Origin of the sequence: Paenibacillus sp. FSL H3-0469 (assembly GCF_038051945.1) — a bacterium.
Taxonomy (GTDB): domain Bacteria; phylum Bacillota; class Bacilli; order Paenibacillales; family Paenibacillaceae; genus Paenibacillus_AQ.
In genome coordinates this window covers 6,885,547-6,903,237 of record NZ_CP150302.1, presented here as the reverse complement: position 1 = coordinate 6,903,237, position 17,691 = coordinate 6,885,547, and the positions used below count along the sequence as shown (strand labels likewise).

10 protein-coding genes are annotated in these 17,691 nt (G+C 40.4%); 4 read left to right on the top strand and 6 right to left on the bottom strand.

The genetic code is table 11. The features are described from left to right. Nucleotides 1–115: 115 nt before the first annotated feature. Nucleotides 116–325, bottom strand: a complete 210-nt coding sequence (locus NSS83_RS29920; RefSeq protein ID WP_235218342.1) for a helix-turn-helix transcriptional regulator — start codon at nucleotides 323–325, stop codon at nucleotides 116–118. A gap of 156 nt (nucleotides 326–481) precedes the next feature. On the opposite strand from NSS83_RS29920, the gene NSS83_RS29915 reads away from it, so the two are divergent. Beyond that, complete coding sequence (locus tag NSS83_RS29915) at nucleotides 482–955, top strand: helix-turn-helix transcriptional regulator (RefSeq protein WP_341348783.1); 474 nt, start codon at nucleotides 482–484, stop codon at nucleotides 953–955. 18 nt (nucleotides 956–973) lie between these two features. After that, complete coding sequence (locus NSS83_RS29910) at nucleotides 974–1,408, top strand: ImmA/IrrE family metallo-endopeptidase (protein WP_341347079.1); 435 nt, start codon at nucleotides 974–976, stop codon at nucleotides 1,406–1,408. Nucleotides 1,409–1,492: 84 nt separating this feature from the next. On the opposite strand, the gene NSS83_RS29905 is transcribed toward NSS83_RS29910, so the two are convergent. From NSS83_RS29905 to NSS83_RS29890, 4 genes are all read right to left on the bottom strand, one after another. Then, nucleotides 1,493–1,756, bottom strand: coding sequence for a hypothetical protein (locus tag NSS83_RS29905; RefSeq protein ID WP_341347078.1), 264 nt, complete (start codon nucleotides 1,754–1,756; stop codon nucleotides 1,493–1,495). 131 nt (nucleotides 1,757–1,887) lie between these two features. Beyond that, nucleotides 1,888–2,619: a restriction endonuclease gene (locus NSS83_RS29900; protein ID WP_341347077.1), complete on the bottom strand. Its 732-nt coding sequence runs from the start codon at nucleotides 2,617–2,619 to the stop codon at nucleotides 1,888–1,890. Between the two features lie 382 nt (nucleotides 2,620–3,001). Further along, nucleotides 3,002–4,150, bottom strand: a complete 1,149-nt coding sequence (locus NSS83_RS29895) for a YARHG domain-containing protein (protein ID WP_341347076.1) — start codon at nucleotides 4,148–4,150, stop codon at nucleotides 3,002–3,004. 50 nt (nucleotides 4,151–4,200) lie between these two features. Continuing rightward, complete coding sequence (locus NSS83_RS29890; protein ID WP_341347075.1) at nucleotides 4,201–5,898, bottom strand: hypothetical protein; 1,698 nt, start codon at nucleotides 5,896–5,898, stop codon at nucleotides 4,201–4,203. Nucleotides 5,899–6,219: 321 nt separating this feature from the next. On the opposite strand from NSS83_RS29890, the gene NSS83_RS29885 reads away from it, so the two are divergent. After that, nucleotides 6,220–7,779: a recombinase family protein gene (locus NSS83_RS29885; protein WP_341347074.1), complete on the top strand. Its 1,560-nt coding sequence runs from the start codon at nucleotides 6,220–6,222 to the stop codon at nucleotides 7,777–7,779. Beyond that, nucleotides 7,751–8,803, top strand: a complete 1,053-nt coding sequence (locus NSS83_RS29880; protein ID WP_341347073.1) for a YheC/YheD family protein — start codon at nucleotides 7,751–7,753, stop codon at nucleotides 8,801–8,803. The genes NSS83_RS29885 and NSS83_RS29880 overlap by 29 nt, the downstream gene beginning before the upstream one ends. 98 nt (nucleotides 8,804–8,901) lie before the next feature. Here NSS83_RS29880 and NSS83_RS29875 read toward each other — a convergent pair whose 3' ends face one another. Beyond that, nucleotides 8,902–17,310 carry a hypothetical protein gene (locus NSS83_RS29875; RefSeq protein WP_341347072.1) on the bottom strand — a complete coding sequence of 2,803 codons (8,409 nt, stop codon included), beginning with the start codon at nucleotides 17,308–17,310 and terminating at the stop codon, nucleotides 8,902–8,904. Nucleotides 17,311–17,691 lie beyond the last annotated feature (381 nt).

Here is a 17,691-nt window from a genome sequence, read left to right as displayed (position 1 = left end):
ATTACTTATTTTAAAAAAATGAATAATACTCATCAAATTGTTCGTATTTCGAACATTAATTACATAATTATAGTTAGAAATTTTATTTAAAAGGTGTACCAAAAAAATAGTTCTTTTAACGAGCAACACTTTGAAAAAAAATAAGATCCACACTTAACTCTAATTGGTATGATATTAGCTGTGCAACCTTCAGAGAGGGATCATGCTCTCCTCTTTCAATATTAGCTAAGTAAGCCCTTGATATCCCTACCGATTTTGCAAGTTCTTCTTGAGTCCATCCTTTCTTTTTTCTTGCAGTAATAAGATTCTCACGCTTTTCTTTCACTTTCCCCCCACCTTTCATTTGCTCGTTTTACGAACTTTAATAATCACATTATATGTTCGTATAACGAGCGTGTCAATATAAAAAAGCTCATTAAGTGAACGTTTATTTTACGAACATTTTAGGCTATGCTAAAAATAGGCGGTGAACAATATGTCAATATTTAATGATCGATTAAAAGAACTCCGAATTGAACGCAGTCTTACTCAAGATCAATTAGCTATTAAATTAGATATTCCTTCAGCAACGATCCGAAGACTAGAAGCTTCAAATTCAATCCCTAGAAGGGATCGTCTTATCTTATTGGCAAATTTCTTTAATGTATCTACCGACTATCTGTTAGGTGAGACTGACGATAAAACACCAAGTAGAAAAAAGGAAATTGAAGAAGAGAAACAAGAAACTAACAATATCGATCCCTACTACAAACTCACAGATAAAGACGAAAAAGACATTGGAAAAGACCTTGAACGTGTGCTTGCTGATCTCGAATCCAATGAGGCACTGGCTTTTAATGGAGAACCCATGGATGAGGAAACGAAGCGGTTATTTGCGATTTCGCTGGAAAATTCTTTGCGATTAGCCAGAGAACTTTCCAAGCAAAAGTTTACTCCAAATAAATACAGAGATTAGTTAGGAAAGGGATACAGCATGATCAAAACTACTGTAACCCAACTGATCAAGAAACACAGAACCAATGACCCCTTTGAAATTGCATCCCAGAAAAACATCCTGGTTCTTTTTGAATTGTTGGGTGACATGTTAGGATACTATAATTCGAGTCGTCGATTACAGATGATACATATTAACAACACTGCTTCTCAGCAGGACCAACGTTTTACATGTGCTCATGAATTAGGGCATGTCATTTTACATCTAAATGTGAATACTCCATTTCTCCGAAGACATACTCTTTACTCTGTGGATCGGATAGAACGGGAAGCGAATCAATTTGCTGTGGAGTTGTTGATGCCGGATGAATTGCTGTATGAATCTAAACATAAGAATTTCACGGTACAAGAAGCTGCGGCTATATACGGGGTGCCTGCGGGCTTGGAACAACTAAAAAAAATAACTTATGAATAACAGACACAAACATTCATAAAGAATATAGAATTCTGCCTGATTTCCTAGCGCGGGCAGAATTCTATACCCCCTTATTACATTAATTCATACAAGTCCAGATGCCGCATTTAAATTCTCCAAAGTATACTCATAATCCACGTATTCTGGATGTTTAAAGTGAACTTCTGCAATTCTTGCTACCAAAGTTATCCCATAAGAATTCAAAGCGTTAGGATATTTCTGAACTACATTCATGATAATTCCAATGTCAGACAATTCTGCTGTTTCATTCTTCAGTTTACCTTGTACTTCATAAATCTTTCTCTTAGTTTCAGTATCTAATGATTCAATCGGAATTATTATCTGCATTACTACACCTCCCAATTTTCTATTTCGACCACAATTTGATTTTCACCTCTAATTTAATAATAACGCTCATTTTTAGAGCGATTAGACAACTATTTCTTCCTTCACGAAAAGTTATTGCTTTTATCTACAAGCTATACTACTTCTATCGTTTTGATATGCCGGCATTTTGGAAAGCTGCTACAGCCGTAAAATTGACCCTTTGAGCTATTTCTCAGAACAAGCTTGCTCCCACATTTTGGACAGGTGTATTCATCTACCGGCACCTCAGTAATTACTGCTCTAGGTGAAGGTGCTGCTCCCGGATTCATGGCAAGAATCATCTCAATCAGTGACTCACGGTTAATTAGCTTTACTCTGTTGGATTTCGCCAGATCATAAGCAGCCGTTGTATAATCACTGTTGGATACAACCCAGGCTTCTGACGCTCCATAGTGAGCAATAGATGCCTGCGCCTCTTGCACAGCCTTGATGCCAACATTTTTACTGTAGCGTTTAGCTTGAATAGCAATCTTTTTATTATCCTTCTGGATAATCAGATCCGCCCCATAATCTCCAGCAGCCTTTGTTACTTCGGCCTTATAACCTTGAGATCGGAATACATGGCCTAAGTATCTCTCGAATTGAACTCCTTCCATCTTGTCAATGTCGGCAATCCCTGACTTTTTCAGACGTTCAGCACGTTTTTGTCCAATAATAATCATTATTACCGTTACTACAGCAATACCAATTATTGCTCCGACTACAGCACCTTGGATAGTTTTCGTTACATAATAGCCTCCAAATGCCAACCCCACTGCTGCTAAACCAGCTAATCCCTGAAAAAATTCTTCTTCCTGTTTAGCTTTGCTTTTTCTTCTTGCCAAATAATATCCCTCCGAAATCATACTTTCATAGTTCAATATTCTCCATTTAGGAATAGAATTCCTTTTGAATGTAAAACTTTAGACCTATGAGGGGCGGATTTCGTGAATTTCTTAAACATGTTCTGTTCGGAGAAAAGTTAATGACTGATGTGCTGACCTATACGGATTTATGAATAATAGAACTATCATAACCTGAGAAAAAGCAGTAAATGGACTCCAATAAAAAAACAGCCTTGAACTGAAAAAGTCCTAGACTGCCGCATTATTGTATTAAAGCTCCTCTTTATTTAAACGATTGATTACTCGTTAATTCTACCACCTGTGAGAATAAATAAGTGTTCAAACCGACTTTTTACAACAGGTCCATAACGTCATCCTCCGTCTAATCATATAAAATCAACCCATCAAAAAAATCACTATAGTCTACATCCTCATCGCCCATTGTGTACCAGACTTCCTTACCCGTGCTGGTCTGAAACTTGATATGGCCGAGTTTATCATCACCCATAAATTTCACTTTGTCTCCGGGTTCCAGCGAAAAGGCTTCGTCCGTATCATCAATATGAAACTGCACAGTAATTTCCTTTTTAATCGATAAAAGCGTTGGGGGGTCCATCGGATAAAAATCCTGGTGCTCTTCCTGAAGAGAATGATCGATATTTAGACGAAAAACCAAATCACGGAACCAGGTTTGAAAATCCTTGCTTTCTTTTGCGCTGACCACTCGCCCATGGCCATCAAACATCAAGCTGTGTGCCGAGAAACCGGGAAGTTCACCTATCCGCTTGAGGGTTTCACCGTCATAGACATAGAAAGATGTTGATCGTAGAAAATCCATTTGCGAATCCATTTGAAGTGCAATCTCGAAATATGGATCGTCAATATTCAAATCGACAATATCCAGATAAGGAAGCAGCTCACTGCCCAACTCCATCGTGATGTCCTTCACCTTCAACTTGAAAGCCCCTAATTCCGTTTCAGGAGGGATTAACTTAATCTCTTCTTCACGGCCATCTCCGTTCAGATCCACTATCATCTTCTTCTGTTTAAAGCTCGAATCGCCTATGTAACTCCGTAAATGGACGTCATCTGTATGGGCAGGTTCAAGCTTATAGTCAGCGTATTTGGCTTCGTAGTCATGGAGTAACGCAACGTTCTGTTTCTCCGCCGGGTTAAGATGCTCCTTATAAGTAGCGTCTGGCTGATACCATGGCTTGGCGGCAAAATAGTCCTGCAAATCCTTCCGCTTGAATACATACCCATGCCTTGCAAATATCTCGTTGCGCGCAAACTCCATAATACGGTTATCAAGACTGCCGATATTTTCCGGTGTAAGCACCGAGTTCGAGCTGTCCTTTAGAATATACTCACGTGATGTAATAGTGGAGTGAACATTATTTATCTCATTTGTCGCAACTTGCTTTCCAACCACACCTTCAGCAACCTTCTCTTTTTTCGCATAAGTACAGCCAGAAAAGATTAAAGACAGCATAATTATCCCATATAAAAGGCGAAACTTTAGAAAATTCATTTATTGCCACCCACTTTGTCATGTGAATTCGATTTGATAAACGCATAGGCCTACTCTAGATTAATTTGAGGTGCAAATTGATCCTCTCGTTTATATTGCAAACCAAGTTTTAGTACTATGCTTTTAATCGGTGCGTAGACTGTTCCTGCATATGTGATTATTTGTTTATCCTTTAAGTCAACGGTTGCTGTTTTTGCTTTTAAAGTAAGTTTAACTGCACCAGGTTCGACTTTAATCTGTGCGCCTATCCCGGCAGCCAAATCCTTCACTGAGCAATACACTAGCCCATTCTCACCTTCAAAAGAATGCTGTTTGGAGTACTTTATAGGCTTTCCTTGATAACGTATCTCCAGTGGTCTTACAAAGGAAAAGTAATTGCTTTTATCGGATGCAGTAATGATATATTCATCCTTAGAATCGTTAGCTCCCAACAGGTCCTTGGAGATAATTCCAGAAATAATCTCTACGTTGACTGTTCGAATATAGGCCGCGTTACTGGAAGCGAATGGCTTATATTGAAGGACAGTATTCGACTGCCACATAATGTCCTGAGGCGCCATATCACGATAAGGCAGCTTAATAATCCGGACCACTTGTTGTTTGTTAATATCATAAATACGTAATTGCTCTTTTTCATACTTATGTTCTATTTTATTGTAAGCTGCTTCAAAGATAGCCATATATTTATGATCCGGCGAAACAGTTACATCTCGTACAAAAGTGTAGCGTTCAGATATTTTCTTTATCTTGTCACCGTCCGTGCTGATAACATAGTCCCAGCCATCAATCCTTCTTTTTCCGAATACCCGGTTATTGACCGTAATTTTCCATTGGTACTCTGACCAATCATATTTCATTTTCTTTATTTCTTTTATGGAATGATTTTTCAGGATTTCATAAAACTTTCCTCCTTTCATAAATACCACATTATCATTGAACGAAGTGCTCTCATCCGATTGGAAGCAATGATTGCCTCGCTCACATAACAGAAAGTCTTTTTCAGTAATTAACCCTTCTGAATTGAACGGAATAGTTGTAACATATGTATTTTTAGATAAAGAGAATAATTTCGTAGTTTTGGAAGTTTGGTCCGAGAATTCATACAAATCATCAGCTAAAAATAATTCTCCTATGCTTGTACCTGTATTGATATATTCCCAATAATCCATTGTCTTGTATTTTTCTTTAGTTCTGATGTCAGTAACATACGAATAGGTAATCGGAGGTAACTTCTCTTGAAGAGTTGCCTCCTTTAATAATGTTAAAGTATGAGTTGCATAATCAAACGAATATAACCTTTTCCGATTAACTCTGTTTTCCCAAAGAGTATGCCATTCATCTATTACCTTATTTTCATAGGATTGTCCGTTATAAAGAGCGTATCCCATTATTCCCTTAGAGGAGTTGACAGTGTAACTCTTAGCACCATAATTAAAAATTACTTCTGGAGATGAATCCTTCTTGTTCTTCTCCGCTTCAAACCAGTTTTTCACTTGAAAGCCCTGTGGCAGATTAAATGCCTGGTCTTCAAAAGAAAACACCTCTTCCTTTCGTTCCCCTGTAGAGAGTTCTATTGTGTTCACTCTAACTTTTGGTACTATTGTAGTCGATCCTGTTTCACCAATAAAATCAAATTGAATACTCACTCGTTGATCCGCAGCTTCAGCATTATGTGCAAATGTCAAAGAACCCATAAACACAATGAAGACCATGAGTGTTCCGATATACAGCCACCTAAGTTTAATCATAAGAGCCACCTTTACTTTTGTTATTTTCTTTTTTACTAAACACCTTATTGCACAACCTCTCCTCCCCAGAACCCATAATAAACCATTAGATAATTCTGCAGCAATTAGATAAATCTCTTATTTCTTTCATTAAACTTAAAGATAAGAACCCTCCAATAATCTATCCTTTGGATTCATACTCAGGACAGTCAAGGGCTTTGTTTCCAGCCTAATGCTAAATCTTCTTTCTTCACTTCCCACGACTTTCAGTAGTTTTTTTATCCCCTTCCCCGTATAATACATCCATAAATATTTTCCTATAACACAAAGGGGATGTACATAATGGATGTAGCTCTTTACTTGCGAAAATCCAGAGCAGATGAAGATGCTGAACGGCGAGGCGAAGGTGAGACGCTGGCTAAACACAAGACCGCCCTGCTCAAACTTGCTAAGCAATTAAAACTAAATATCGTACGTATCCGTGAAGAAATCGTAAGTGGTGAAACATTAGTCCACCGTCCGGAAATGTTGCAACTTCTGAAAGAGGTAGAATCAGGTGAATATGATGCTGTCCTGGTTATGGATATTGACCGTTTTGGACGCGGCAATATGCAGGAGCAAGGATTAATCCTGGAGACATTTCGCTCAGCCAAGACTAAGATCATAACGCCACGGAAGACCTATGATCTTATGGATGAATTCGATGAGGAATACAGTGAATTTGAAGCCTTTATGGCCCGTAAAGAACTTAAAATTATAACCCGCCGTATGCAGGGGGGAAGAAAGCGTTCTGCAGAGGAAGGGAATTTCTTAGGTACTCGACCTCCATTTGGCTACTTAATCGAGATTCTTCCTTATGGACAAGGTCGTACTCTAAAACCACATCCGGAACAAGCTGATATCTTAAGACAAATTTTCTCTTGGTACACCCATGAAGATCCTCAGCAACAAATGGGGGCCGGTAAAATCGCTTCGGAATTGAGACGGCTCAAAATCCCCACTTATAAAGGTGGGAGTTGGTCAGCCTCCTCTGTCTTAACTATGCTTAGAAACGAAGTATACATTGGACGAATTCAATGGGGGAAGAAAGAACAAAAGAAAAGCAAGGATGGAAGCAAACACCGCACCTCACGGCGCAGGAGCCGCGAGGAGTGGGTTGATGTCAAAGGGAAGCATGAACCTATTATTGATGAAGAAACCTTCCTTAAGGCGAACCAGAGGCTCTCAGAGCATCATCATATTCCACACCAATCGGATATTGATGGTAATCCCCGAGTTACTTCAGCTTTGGCCGGACTTGTAAAATGTTCTGAATGCGGATTGACTATGGTATATCGCTCATATTCTTATAGCAATCAACCAGCTCACTTTCGCTGTAATACCGGCGGTTGCCCTTCGCGTAGTAGCCGTTATGACTTAGTGGAGGCCAGAATCATTGAAGGACTTGAAATTTGGCTGAACGAGTACAAGATCAAATGGGGCAAGCGCAATCAGACCGTGCCACAGAACGAGCTAAAGCTAAGCGAACGTGCCCTTACTTCATTGCAAAATGAGCTAAGAGAACTGGAAAATCAAAGGGTTAAGTTATTCGATTTCTTGGAAAGAGGAGTTTACTCTGAAGAGGTATTTATGGAGAGATCGCAAGATATCTCTAAACGAATAACAGTAACCAGTGAAGAGATCGGCATCATTCAAAAAGATCTTGATCTGGAATTGACCCGTAAAGAAGCTAGAAGCAAGATCATACCGATTGCAGAATCTGTAGTGAAATCGTATTACCAGACAGATAATCCCATGAGCAGAAACGCCCTTTTGAAATCTGTGCTTAATAAAGTGGTCTACAAAAAAGGCCCTGGTCAGTATAAAGAGCAGTTTGAGCTGTTCTTATATCCACGTCTATGATACACGTGTTATTGTGTTCACCCCGGCAGATGTACATGTCAGCAAGGACCTGATCCATGCCATGGTCTATGATGTCAAAAGCGGCGTATGGTCGCGGAAGTGGCGCTCCTTCCCGAATATGATCTATGACCGCTGCCGGATTCAGCGCAGCCAGCGCTTCCAGCAGCTGCTGCGCTTCCGCGCGCGGTACGATCATCTGACCTTCCTGAACCGCCCGCTGCGCAATAAATGGACGGTGCACCAGACCTTCTCCCAGCGGAGCCGCTTCCGGCCCCATATGCCGGAGACGTTGCTCTACCAGTCCTCCGCCGATCTGCAACGGATGCTGAAAGTAAGCCCCGTCGTCTACGTCAAGCCGATCAACGGCACCGGGGGGCGCGGCATCCTGCGGATCGAACGCCAGCGGGAAGGCAAGTCCCTGTTCGATATCCAGGGACGCCGCCAGAGCCGCCAGATTATCGCCCCGCGCAAGGTGTCGCTGAACCGGCTGGAGACCATCGTCCGCCAGTGGTGCATCAGCGGTAAGTTCCTCGTGCAGCAGGGCATCCCGCTGCGGCTGCCCAGCGGCCGGTTCCACGACTACCGGATGCTGGTGCAGAAGAACGGCCAGGGTGACTGGGAGTTCACCGGCATGGCCGGCCGGGTGGGCGCCGCCCGCAGCGTCACCTCGAACCTGCATGGCGGCGGGCATGCCATGAAGGCAGAGACGCTGCTGAAGCAGTGGCTCGGCAGCGAAGAGCGAGCCGACAAGGCCATGCGCGCTGCCGAGAAGCTGGGGATCGAGGCTGCCGCCTATCTCGAAGACAGCTTCGGCGCCCTCTGCGAGCTGGCCCTGGATCTGGCCATCGACCGCGAGGGCAAGATCTACGTGCTGGAGGTCAACCCCAAGCCCGCCCGCGAGGTCTTCGCCCGCTCCGGCGACAACAGCACCTACCGCAAAGCGCTGGTCCGCCCGCTGGAGTACGCAATGTGGGTGTATAAGAATAAGAACACGCCTAGTTCGTCTAAGGTGGTTGAGGAGTAGAAGTTAGATACTGACGTAAAAGAACCGCCCCCAAGGCTGCTGTGGGGGCGGTTCTTTATTTTACAAGGTGACTATTAGAACCCTTCATGTTATAAGATTCAGTAAGAATTCCCATTCATAAATTGAATAGTTTCATTTGTTTTTACTCGTTGCTTAAAAAATAAAATTTGTAAAGCTGCACTTGGTGCTGCTGTTGGAGACGGTGTTACATCTGGCGTTGCTGTTACACTTGGTGTCGCTGTCGGCGACGCTGTTACACTTGGTGTCGCTGTCGGCAACGCTGTTACGCTTGTTGTTGCTGTCGGCGACGCTGTTGCACTTGGCGTTGCTGCCGGTGATGCTGTTGCACTTGGCGTTGCTGCCGGCGACGCTGTTGCACTTGGTGTTGCTGTCGGCAATGCAATTGCACTTGGTGTTACTGTTGGAGACGACGTTGCACCTTTCATTGAAACAGGAGCTGGCACCTCAATGGTTTCACTATAACTAGCTAACACATCATTGATAGGATTAATAAGTCTCACTTCAACGGCATGTCTTCCTTCCGTTAGAAGGAATGGACCAGTATACTGCTCCCACTCGCCATCGTCCACTCTCACTTCAGCTTTTACATCAACATGAACAGTTCCCGTTTCAACTGTGATTCCATCCTCTGTAATAATAATTTTGGGAAACCCTGAATCAATTATAATAGGATTATTTTCTCCATCGATAGTGAGGACTTCACTATAGATTCCTCCACCGTCTCCTGCCCTTGCCTGGACTTTATAGGCACCAGGATCTGTGAGGATAATCGGCTGAGTATACTGAACCCAAGTTGCTCCATTATCCAAGCTGTATTCTTTTAACTGAATTTCTGGATCACTCCCAAAATCTAGAGTTACAACCTGATGACTATATTTGTCTTTAGACAAAGTATAGATTGGGGTTTCGAGGATCTTAGGTGAAAAATCGATTCCATCTATTTTTTGAGTTTGATACGAATTCCCAGAAATTTGCGATATATTGTAAATCTCACCCGAAAACATTTGGGCAAATACAGAGTATCCATCTGTGGATAATGTATCTACTCCAGACATCAATTTGATTTCCGAAGAATTAAACGATCCAGATGTGACCCATACATCCCCATTTTCTTTTAAAAACCATACCGGTTTTTGTATTGTATTACCTTCCCAAATATAATAAGCACCACTCATACCATTAGTATATAAGTTTTGATAGAACATCCCATCATGATAAGTGGCTATGATATCTTTCACATTCTTTAACTCACCTGATGGACCTTCAATTTTTCCGATTCCAAAATTATCATAAATAAACCATGCAGTGTTGTCGTCCTTTAAAACAACATTATATTGTCCTACCGGGTAATATTTTTTTACGCCAGATATCCTGCTTGCAGGCGTTACAATATACGGTGAATATCCCGGTAAAGCAGTAGGTGATAGAAAGTAGATGATTGGCACACCAAACGTGTACAGAGTACCATTTTGCAAAGAACTATAGTGGTCCTGCGCACGAACTAAATTAGTAAGATCTGAAACATTCGGTTTATACAAATTAATACTTTGTGCAGTGAGTCCAGCGATAGGTTGCGTTGCTTTTTTTGCAGTGGCTTGGTATGTTGCTCGCTTATCAACATATGGATCTTTTCCCCAGTAGTAATAATCTGCTCCAACTTGAAATACTAGTGTGAAGGGGCTTCCCGACAAATTATAATGAAGTTTTCCATTCTGCAAACCACTCATTGTTGCAACTTTTCCCGAGAGGTTTGGAATTCCCATAACTGCAATTGGAGTATTAGTCGATTGATTAGCAGTAAGAGTATTATTACCTAAATAATTTCTATAATTAGTCCCTACCGAGTAAAGCGCATTTGTGGTCTGAATGTATGAATTCGCTGGTAAAATCCAAGCTTCCAATACATTCTGTAAAGCCCCTACCCCGTTTGGATTCAAAACGGGGGCTATTAATCCCATGGCGGGGTTATTTCCAACTCCCATCTTGTAGCTCATCTCGAACCCCGATGCCCAAAGTGTCTTATCATTCTTCAAGTAAAATACATTGTTTCCATCCAAAAACACCTTATTAACATTTTCTATCGGAAGCTTTGTAAATTCTGTAACAGCGCTTGAATCTGTGAGGCCAATTAACCCCCCATTATTTGCTGCTATACCATAAACATCCCCACTTTGTTTGACAGCAATTATAATTCTTCCATAGTTATCAAATGACTCTAATGATTTAACTCCTTCAAGTATCCTTGTTGCTTTTCCTTCAGCAACCTTAAAAACAGCATGATTAGATGCTAAGATGTATTGAATTGAATTATCAGTGACAACAGATTCTATTGTACCTATTGGAGCATCTGTTGCACTTGGTGTTGGCGTTGCTGTCGGTGACGATGTTGTACTTGGTGTTGGCGCAGCTGTTGGTGTCGCTGTTGCACTTGGCGTTGGCGCAGCTGTTGGAGTCGCTGTTGCACTTGGTGTTGGCGCAGCTGTTGGAGTCGCTGTTGCACTTGGTGTTGGCGCAGCTGTTGGAGTCGCTGTTGCACTTGGTGTTGGCACAGCTGTTGGAGTTGGTGTTGTAGCCATTGTTTTTATCCAACCAGGACTTGACCACTCAGACCATACAGCCTCATCTTTAACTCTAACTCTAACCTGCAAAATTTCATTTGACGGTAATTCTGGATTCACGATCCATTGTCCTTCTGCGCTGGTTGCAGACTTTTCTAATACACCTGAATCAATTATTATTTCCCCTACTGCATTCATTAATTGAACCTGATATGCCGTAAACACCGTTAAATCAGCATCCTTTTGAGTCCACAAGATAGATGGATGAGTTATAGTCATCGTTACAGGTGAAGCTTCATCCCCGTTCGGTGAAATAAGGCTTACCTGGGGAGGAGCATTTTCTAATAACTGCACAGGTTCATACCGTGCCGTCACTGTTCCATCCCCTAGTTGACCATAGTCATTGTATCCCCACGTCCACACACTTCCATCCGCTTTGGCAGCAGCCATAAAGCGATTTCCACCTGCTACCACTACCGCATCCGTTAGATTATTTACCGGACCTGCAGTCGTCCATCCTCCTGCTGTTCCCCGTCCATATTGGCCATATTCATTTGATCCATAAACCTGTACTTGCCCACTTGTGAATGACACTATTTTGGTGTCCACTCCACTTCCAAATGAGGTTATCTCCCCGCTACTAAAGTTTAAATGTACTGGAGGGTCTTCTTCGGATAATCCGGAAGAATTAAATCTCACCCCCCCCCATCTCCATCCTAAACCATCTTCTGTAAGAGCATAGTTCGTCTCGTTACCTGCAGAAATTTCTGTAATATTTGTCCCTATTCCTGTAATTTGACGCGGCCGGCCTACTGTTTCCGTACCTCCCCCACGCAGCCGATAGTGTTTATTTTCACCCCAGCCCCAGACTGTTCCATTGCTTTTTAAAGCTAATACAAACCCATCAATGGCTGATAGAGATCTGACTCCGTTTAATCCCTGTACTTGTACCGGGATTTTTTCACTTGCAGTAGTTCCATTGCCAATACCATTTCCGTACCCCCAAGCCCAGACTGTTCCATCTTGTTTCAACGCATAGCTGTTTGCATTGTTTGCTGCTATATCTATCACATCATTTAATTCGGACACTTGGACGGGAGTTGTAGTCGATCTCCAATCTCCTGTTCCCAATTGTCCTGACCAATTGTTTCCCCATGCCCAAACAGATCCATCACTTTTTAAAGCCATACTATGAAGATCACCGGCAGACACTGCAATCACATTAATCAGCCCCGGCACCTGCACTGCTGTAGTCTTATCCGTCAAAGTTCCGTCTCCCATTTGTCCTTTCCAATTCCCTCCCCATGTCCAGACACTTCCATCTGCTTTGACATACATCCCATGGTTTGATAAAGAAAGTCGTTTTCCTGACATATGTGCAGAACTATATTCCAGCCAGCCTGCTTCAGACCAATTGGACCACACCCGTTCATCTTTTACTTTTACACGGACCTGTAATGCTTCATCCGCCGGCAAATCTTTATTTATCGTCCACTCTGCATCCGGTGCCGTTACCGCTTGTTCAATTACACCAGAGTCTGCGACGATTTCTCCTGTTACACTCAACACTTGCACTTGATAAGCCGTAAACACCGTCAAGGCTGCATCTTTTTGATCCCACAAGATAGAGGGACGTGTGCTATTCACCTTTTCAGGCGATATCTGACTTCCATGTGGTGAAATAAGGCTTACCTGAGGAGGAGCACTCTCTAATAACTGCACAGGTTCAAACCGTGCCGTTAATGTTCCATCCCCTAGTTGTCCTTGGCCATTTCTCCCCCATGTCCAGACGCTTCCATCTGTTTTTGAAGCCATTACAAAGCCAAGTCCACCTGTTATAGATTTTGCATTCGTCAAATTTTTCACAGGCGCAGAACCCAAATATCCGGTGTCACCATTTCCATTCTCGCCATCGCTATTTGATCCAATTACTTGTATAGTTCCATCTGTTTTCACGATAATGACTGTCTCAATTCCAGCTCCTATAGTTTTGACTCCATCTGAGACATACACTGGTGTCATATCTACATTTAGTCCATAGACCAATCTTCCCCATTTCCATGCTGTTCCATCATTTTTTAACGCTAAATTACATTCTCTTCCTGCTGCAATTTGTGTAATTCCGCTTAATCCAACAATTTTGCGAGCTCCATACACAGAATCAGTATAATTTCCACCTAATTGAAATTGATTATTGTACCCCCATCCCCATACTGTCCCATCACTTTTTAAAGCTAGCGCAGTCTCGCTCTTAGCTGACAGTGCTATGACTCCATTGAGATTCAATACCCTTGAAGGTAACGTCGGAGTTACATTTACGCCATAACCCACTCCTAATTGTCCCTCCAAATTGCTTCCCCAAGACCATACACTCCCATCACTCTGTAATGCATAACTTGTATATTTGTTAGAAGCTATACTAATCACATTGTTTAATCCCACTACTTTTACCGGAAGCACTGAAGAAATGTAGCTACCAGTTCCTAGCTGACCGCTATCATTATTTCCCCATGCCCAAACAGAACCATCACTCTTTAGTGCCAAACTATGATGGTCTCCTGCTGCCACTGAAATTACATTATCGATTCCATACACTTGGGTAGCAGTTGTTTTATATGTTGTTGTTCCATCTCCCAACTCCCCATAAGTATTTCTTCCCCACGTCCATACGCTTCCGTCCGGTTTAATATATAATCCATGCGCCATGCCAGCACTAATCAGACTTAATGGAGTCTTATCATAATAAATTCCAGCATTTGATGAGTTACCAGCTTCATCTCTGGCCACTATTTTAAACTGAAATTTAGTATCTATTTCCAAATTAGTGAACGTATATTCAGTGCCAACTATAGTCCCTTTATATACAGAATCTTGATATAAGTCATACCCTGTAACACCAATATTATCTATTGAAGGGCTCCAGGATATTGTGATTTGATCGTAATTTCGCAAAAGAGTTTTAAAGTCAGTTGGCATAGAAGGATTAGTCTTGTCAACTTTTGCCTGACCTGATACTTCATCGCTGATTAAACCTACATTGTCTATTGATCTAGCATATACATTGTACAACCCTGCTTCACTAACAATGATTGGTTGAATGTAATCCTTCCATTCACTACCATCGATCTTATATTGGTACTTTTGAAATCCGCTGTTAGGAAACCCTTTATCCGTATCAGTTCCACCAGTTAAGGTAACAGTGACATATTTATTGGTCCACTTTAGGGGTTCTACTGTCATTGTTGGTTTAGGCGGATTAGTTCTATCAATTTTCGCTTCCCCAGAAACTTCTCCGCTGAGATTAGAAGCAATATCTACTGAACGGGCTGTAACCTTATATAGGCCCTCAGAATCGATAACAATAGGGGTGGTATAATCCTTCCACTCACCACTATCGATCTTATATTGATACTTTTGAAATCCACTATTCGGAAAACCCTTATCCGTATCAGCCCCACCGGATAAAGTTATAGTAACCAATTGATTCGTCCATTTTGACGGTACTACTGTCATAGTTGGTTTAGGCGGATTGGTCTTATCAACTTTAGCCACACCAGTTACTTCTGCGCTAAGGTTAAATACGTTATCCACTGATCTTGCGTAAACATTATAAAGACCTTCTGAATCGATCACAAAAGGAGCAGTATAGTCTTTCCATTCCCCGTTTGAATTGATCTTGTATTGATATTTTTGAAAACCGCTATCTGCATCGGTTCCACCGTCTAATGTAATCGTGACAAATTTATTCGTCCATGTTGTTGGATCGACTGTCATTACGGGTACAGTAGGATTGGTAGTGTCAACCTTGACGGTTTCGGTTAGTACCTCAGAGTCATTTCTATTCTTGTCTCGAACATACGACTTGAAATTATATATTCCTGTATTAGGCAAGGCTACTGGTTCAGTATATTCTTTGTATTCTGAATCATTTAGGTCATAGAAGTACTTGTAAACACCTGACTCACTATCTTCCCCAGTTAGATTATAATGAACGTTCTTTCCGTACCAATCATTTACACCTTTAACTCCAGTAACGTGAGAAGCTAATGTAGGAATTGTTTCATCTTGGGTTCCCCCAAGATCAAGGTCTACAGAAGGGTTAATGCTACCTTCGAAGTTACCGTCACCATTTTGATCAATTTGAAGTACAACTTGCCCACTCTGATTAACATCTGCTTTAAATATTGAGGTTGGAGTGACTGCGATGTTGTCGAAACGTAAAGTTTTATTTTCTAAATCTTTTGAATCAGCCCAGATCAATGAGAACGTTAATTCTCCGTATCCCGTTCCTTTAATCCGAACACTATAATCTTCTTTAGCATTTACTAGGGCAATCTTAGTTTCTCCATCAGTGTAATAATTTCCATCAGGTATATTTGAATCAAATTCATTCGGTGAAATGGGTCCTGTATGATTTCCAGATGAATCATAAACATGAAGTTCTACTGGACATTCCGCTTTTAATTTTAATGTATCTGTTTCTATTGTATCTCTGCGTATATTGCCAACAAGATCATTAGGCTTTCCATTTAATATATTTAAAATTTGTTGTTGAACATCATTGTTTTTAACTATACCTAAGTGCGAACTTTTTACAAAGTAGGTACGTTCTTTTGCAAGCTTACGCCCTATGGTTGCACTACTCACTGGCACAGTATTATCACCTTGAATATTAGAAACATCATCAAAAATAATATAAGGATTATATTGAGAGTAAACTCGATAAGTAATTTTCCCAAGAGTTTTCTTTTGATCCCCTACGAAATAATAAGAATCCACCTGTTGAAGGGTATTAAGAAGGTTGAGATCTGAATGAAAATTAATTGCTTGATCATATAATTTATTATTGGACCAAGCTAGGTTATTTTTAAAAAATTTGTTTGTTTCATCATAATTGTATTGTCTTACAACCTGAGCTCTTTTGTGATTAGGGTCCTCCAGAAGCTTCAGTTGCAAATAACCGTTGTTCTGAAAATCAAAATACTTTTTTGAGGGAAGTAGTTCGTATAATGAGGGGATATTTTTTTCAATATCTTTAATGCTATTATGTATATACCAATCTTTTGTAGAGTCTCCAGTTATATTGCCTGTCTCAAACATATACGCTGCTTGAGGCGTACCAAGAAAAGGGGTTGCTAATGTTATCATTTTTTTTATTAAGTGACCATTTCCTTGTCTAATAAATTCTGTAGCAACAAGGCCTCCCATACTATGAGCAATAATATAATAATTACTGTAAGGATATAAAGCTCGTTCTTTTTCTATTATTTGTTTCAAATTCACTGCATTTTTACTTGAAGACATTCTCCAATCATATGCTGCATCAACTACTTTATAACCTTTATCGCTTAAAAAAGATATTATATTACTGTAGTATTCATCTAGACTGTGACCTGCTTTAACATCTAAAACACTTTCTCCTGAAGAATTCATTTGCAATTTTGAAATATCAACCAATGCACCTGGACTATTGTTAGGCATCCATATTTTATTTTCACCTATAAATAATTCGCTTCCCATCGTTCCATGTAAGAATATAATTCTGTCCTTATAGACTGTAACTGTACATTCATTTGTATAACTACTTGCATCAGTAGGTGTTATTACAAAACGATATTTACCTTCATCTTTAGGTTTATAAGAAATCTTCCCACCCCAACTTGAGCTTCTAGAAATAGTTTCTGGTAACAATTCATCGTTTTTGTATATTCTCATTAATATTGGATGTGCGTAATCATTAAAACTATAATTTATGTATATTTCTTCTCCAAACTTTACAATATTTGAATCCGGATACATACTAGTACTTAATATTCCAATTGAATTATTACTATCAGCATATACATCCGCATTAACCCCTACGCCATATGCATTAATTAAAGGATAAAGAATTATAATGCACATTAAATACTTAATAAGTTTCCCCATCGATTTCACTCCTTATTTTTCCTTTATTAATTTCATTATCCATATTGCAAGCATTAATATTATTTGTATGATTGAAAATACTAAGGGGAAATAAAATAACACTAAAATTCGGTTATTGTCTAAATTTAGATAAGTGATATCAATCATTCCAGCAACATTCTCGTTATTTTCGGTCAAGTTTTTAAAATATCTCAATATACCAATACTAGGAAAGGTGCTGCATATGGTCCATATAAGATTATACTTGCACGCTCTTCCTTTTAGAGACATAACACAAGTTGTACATAACAAAATAATTGGGCTAAAGTAAGAAACCAATATTTTTTGAATTTCTATTGACTCTTCTACTCTAATATTTGAGTAGTAAAATATTATTATATG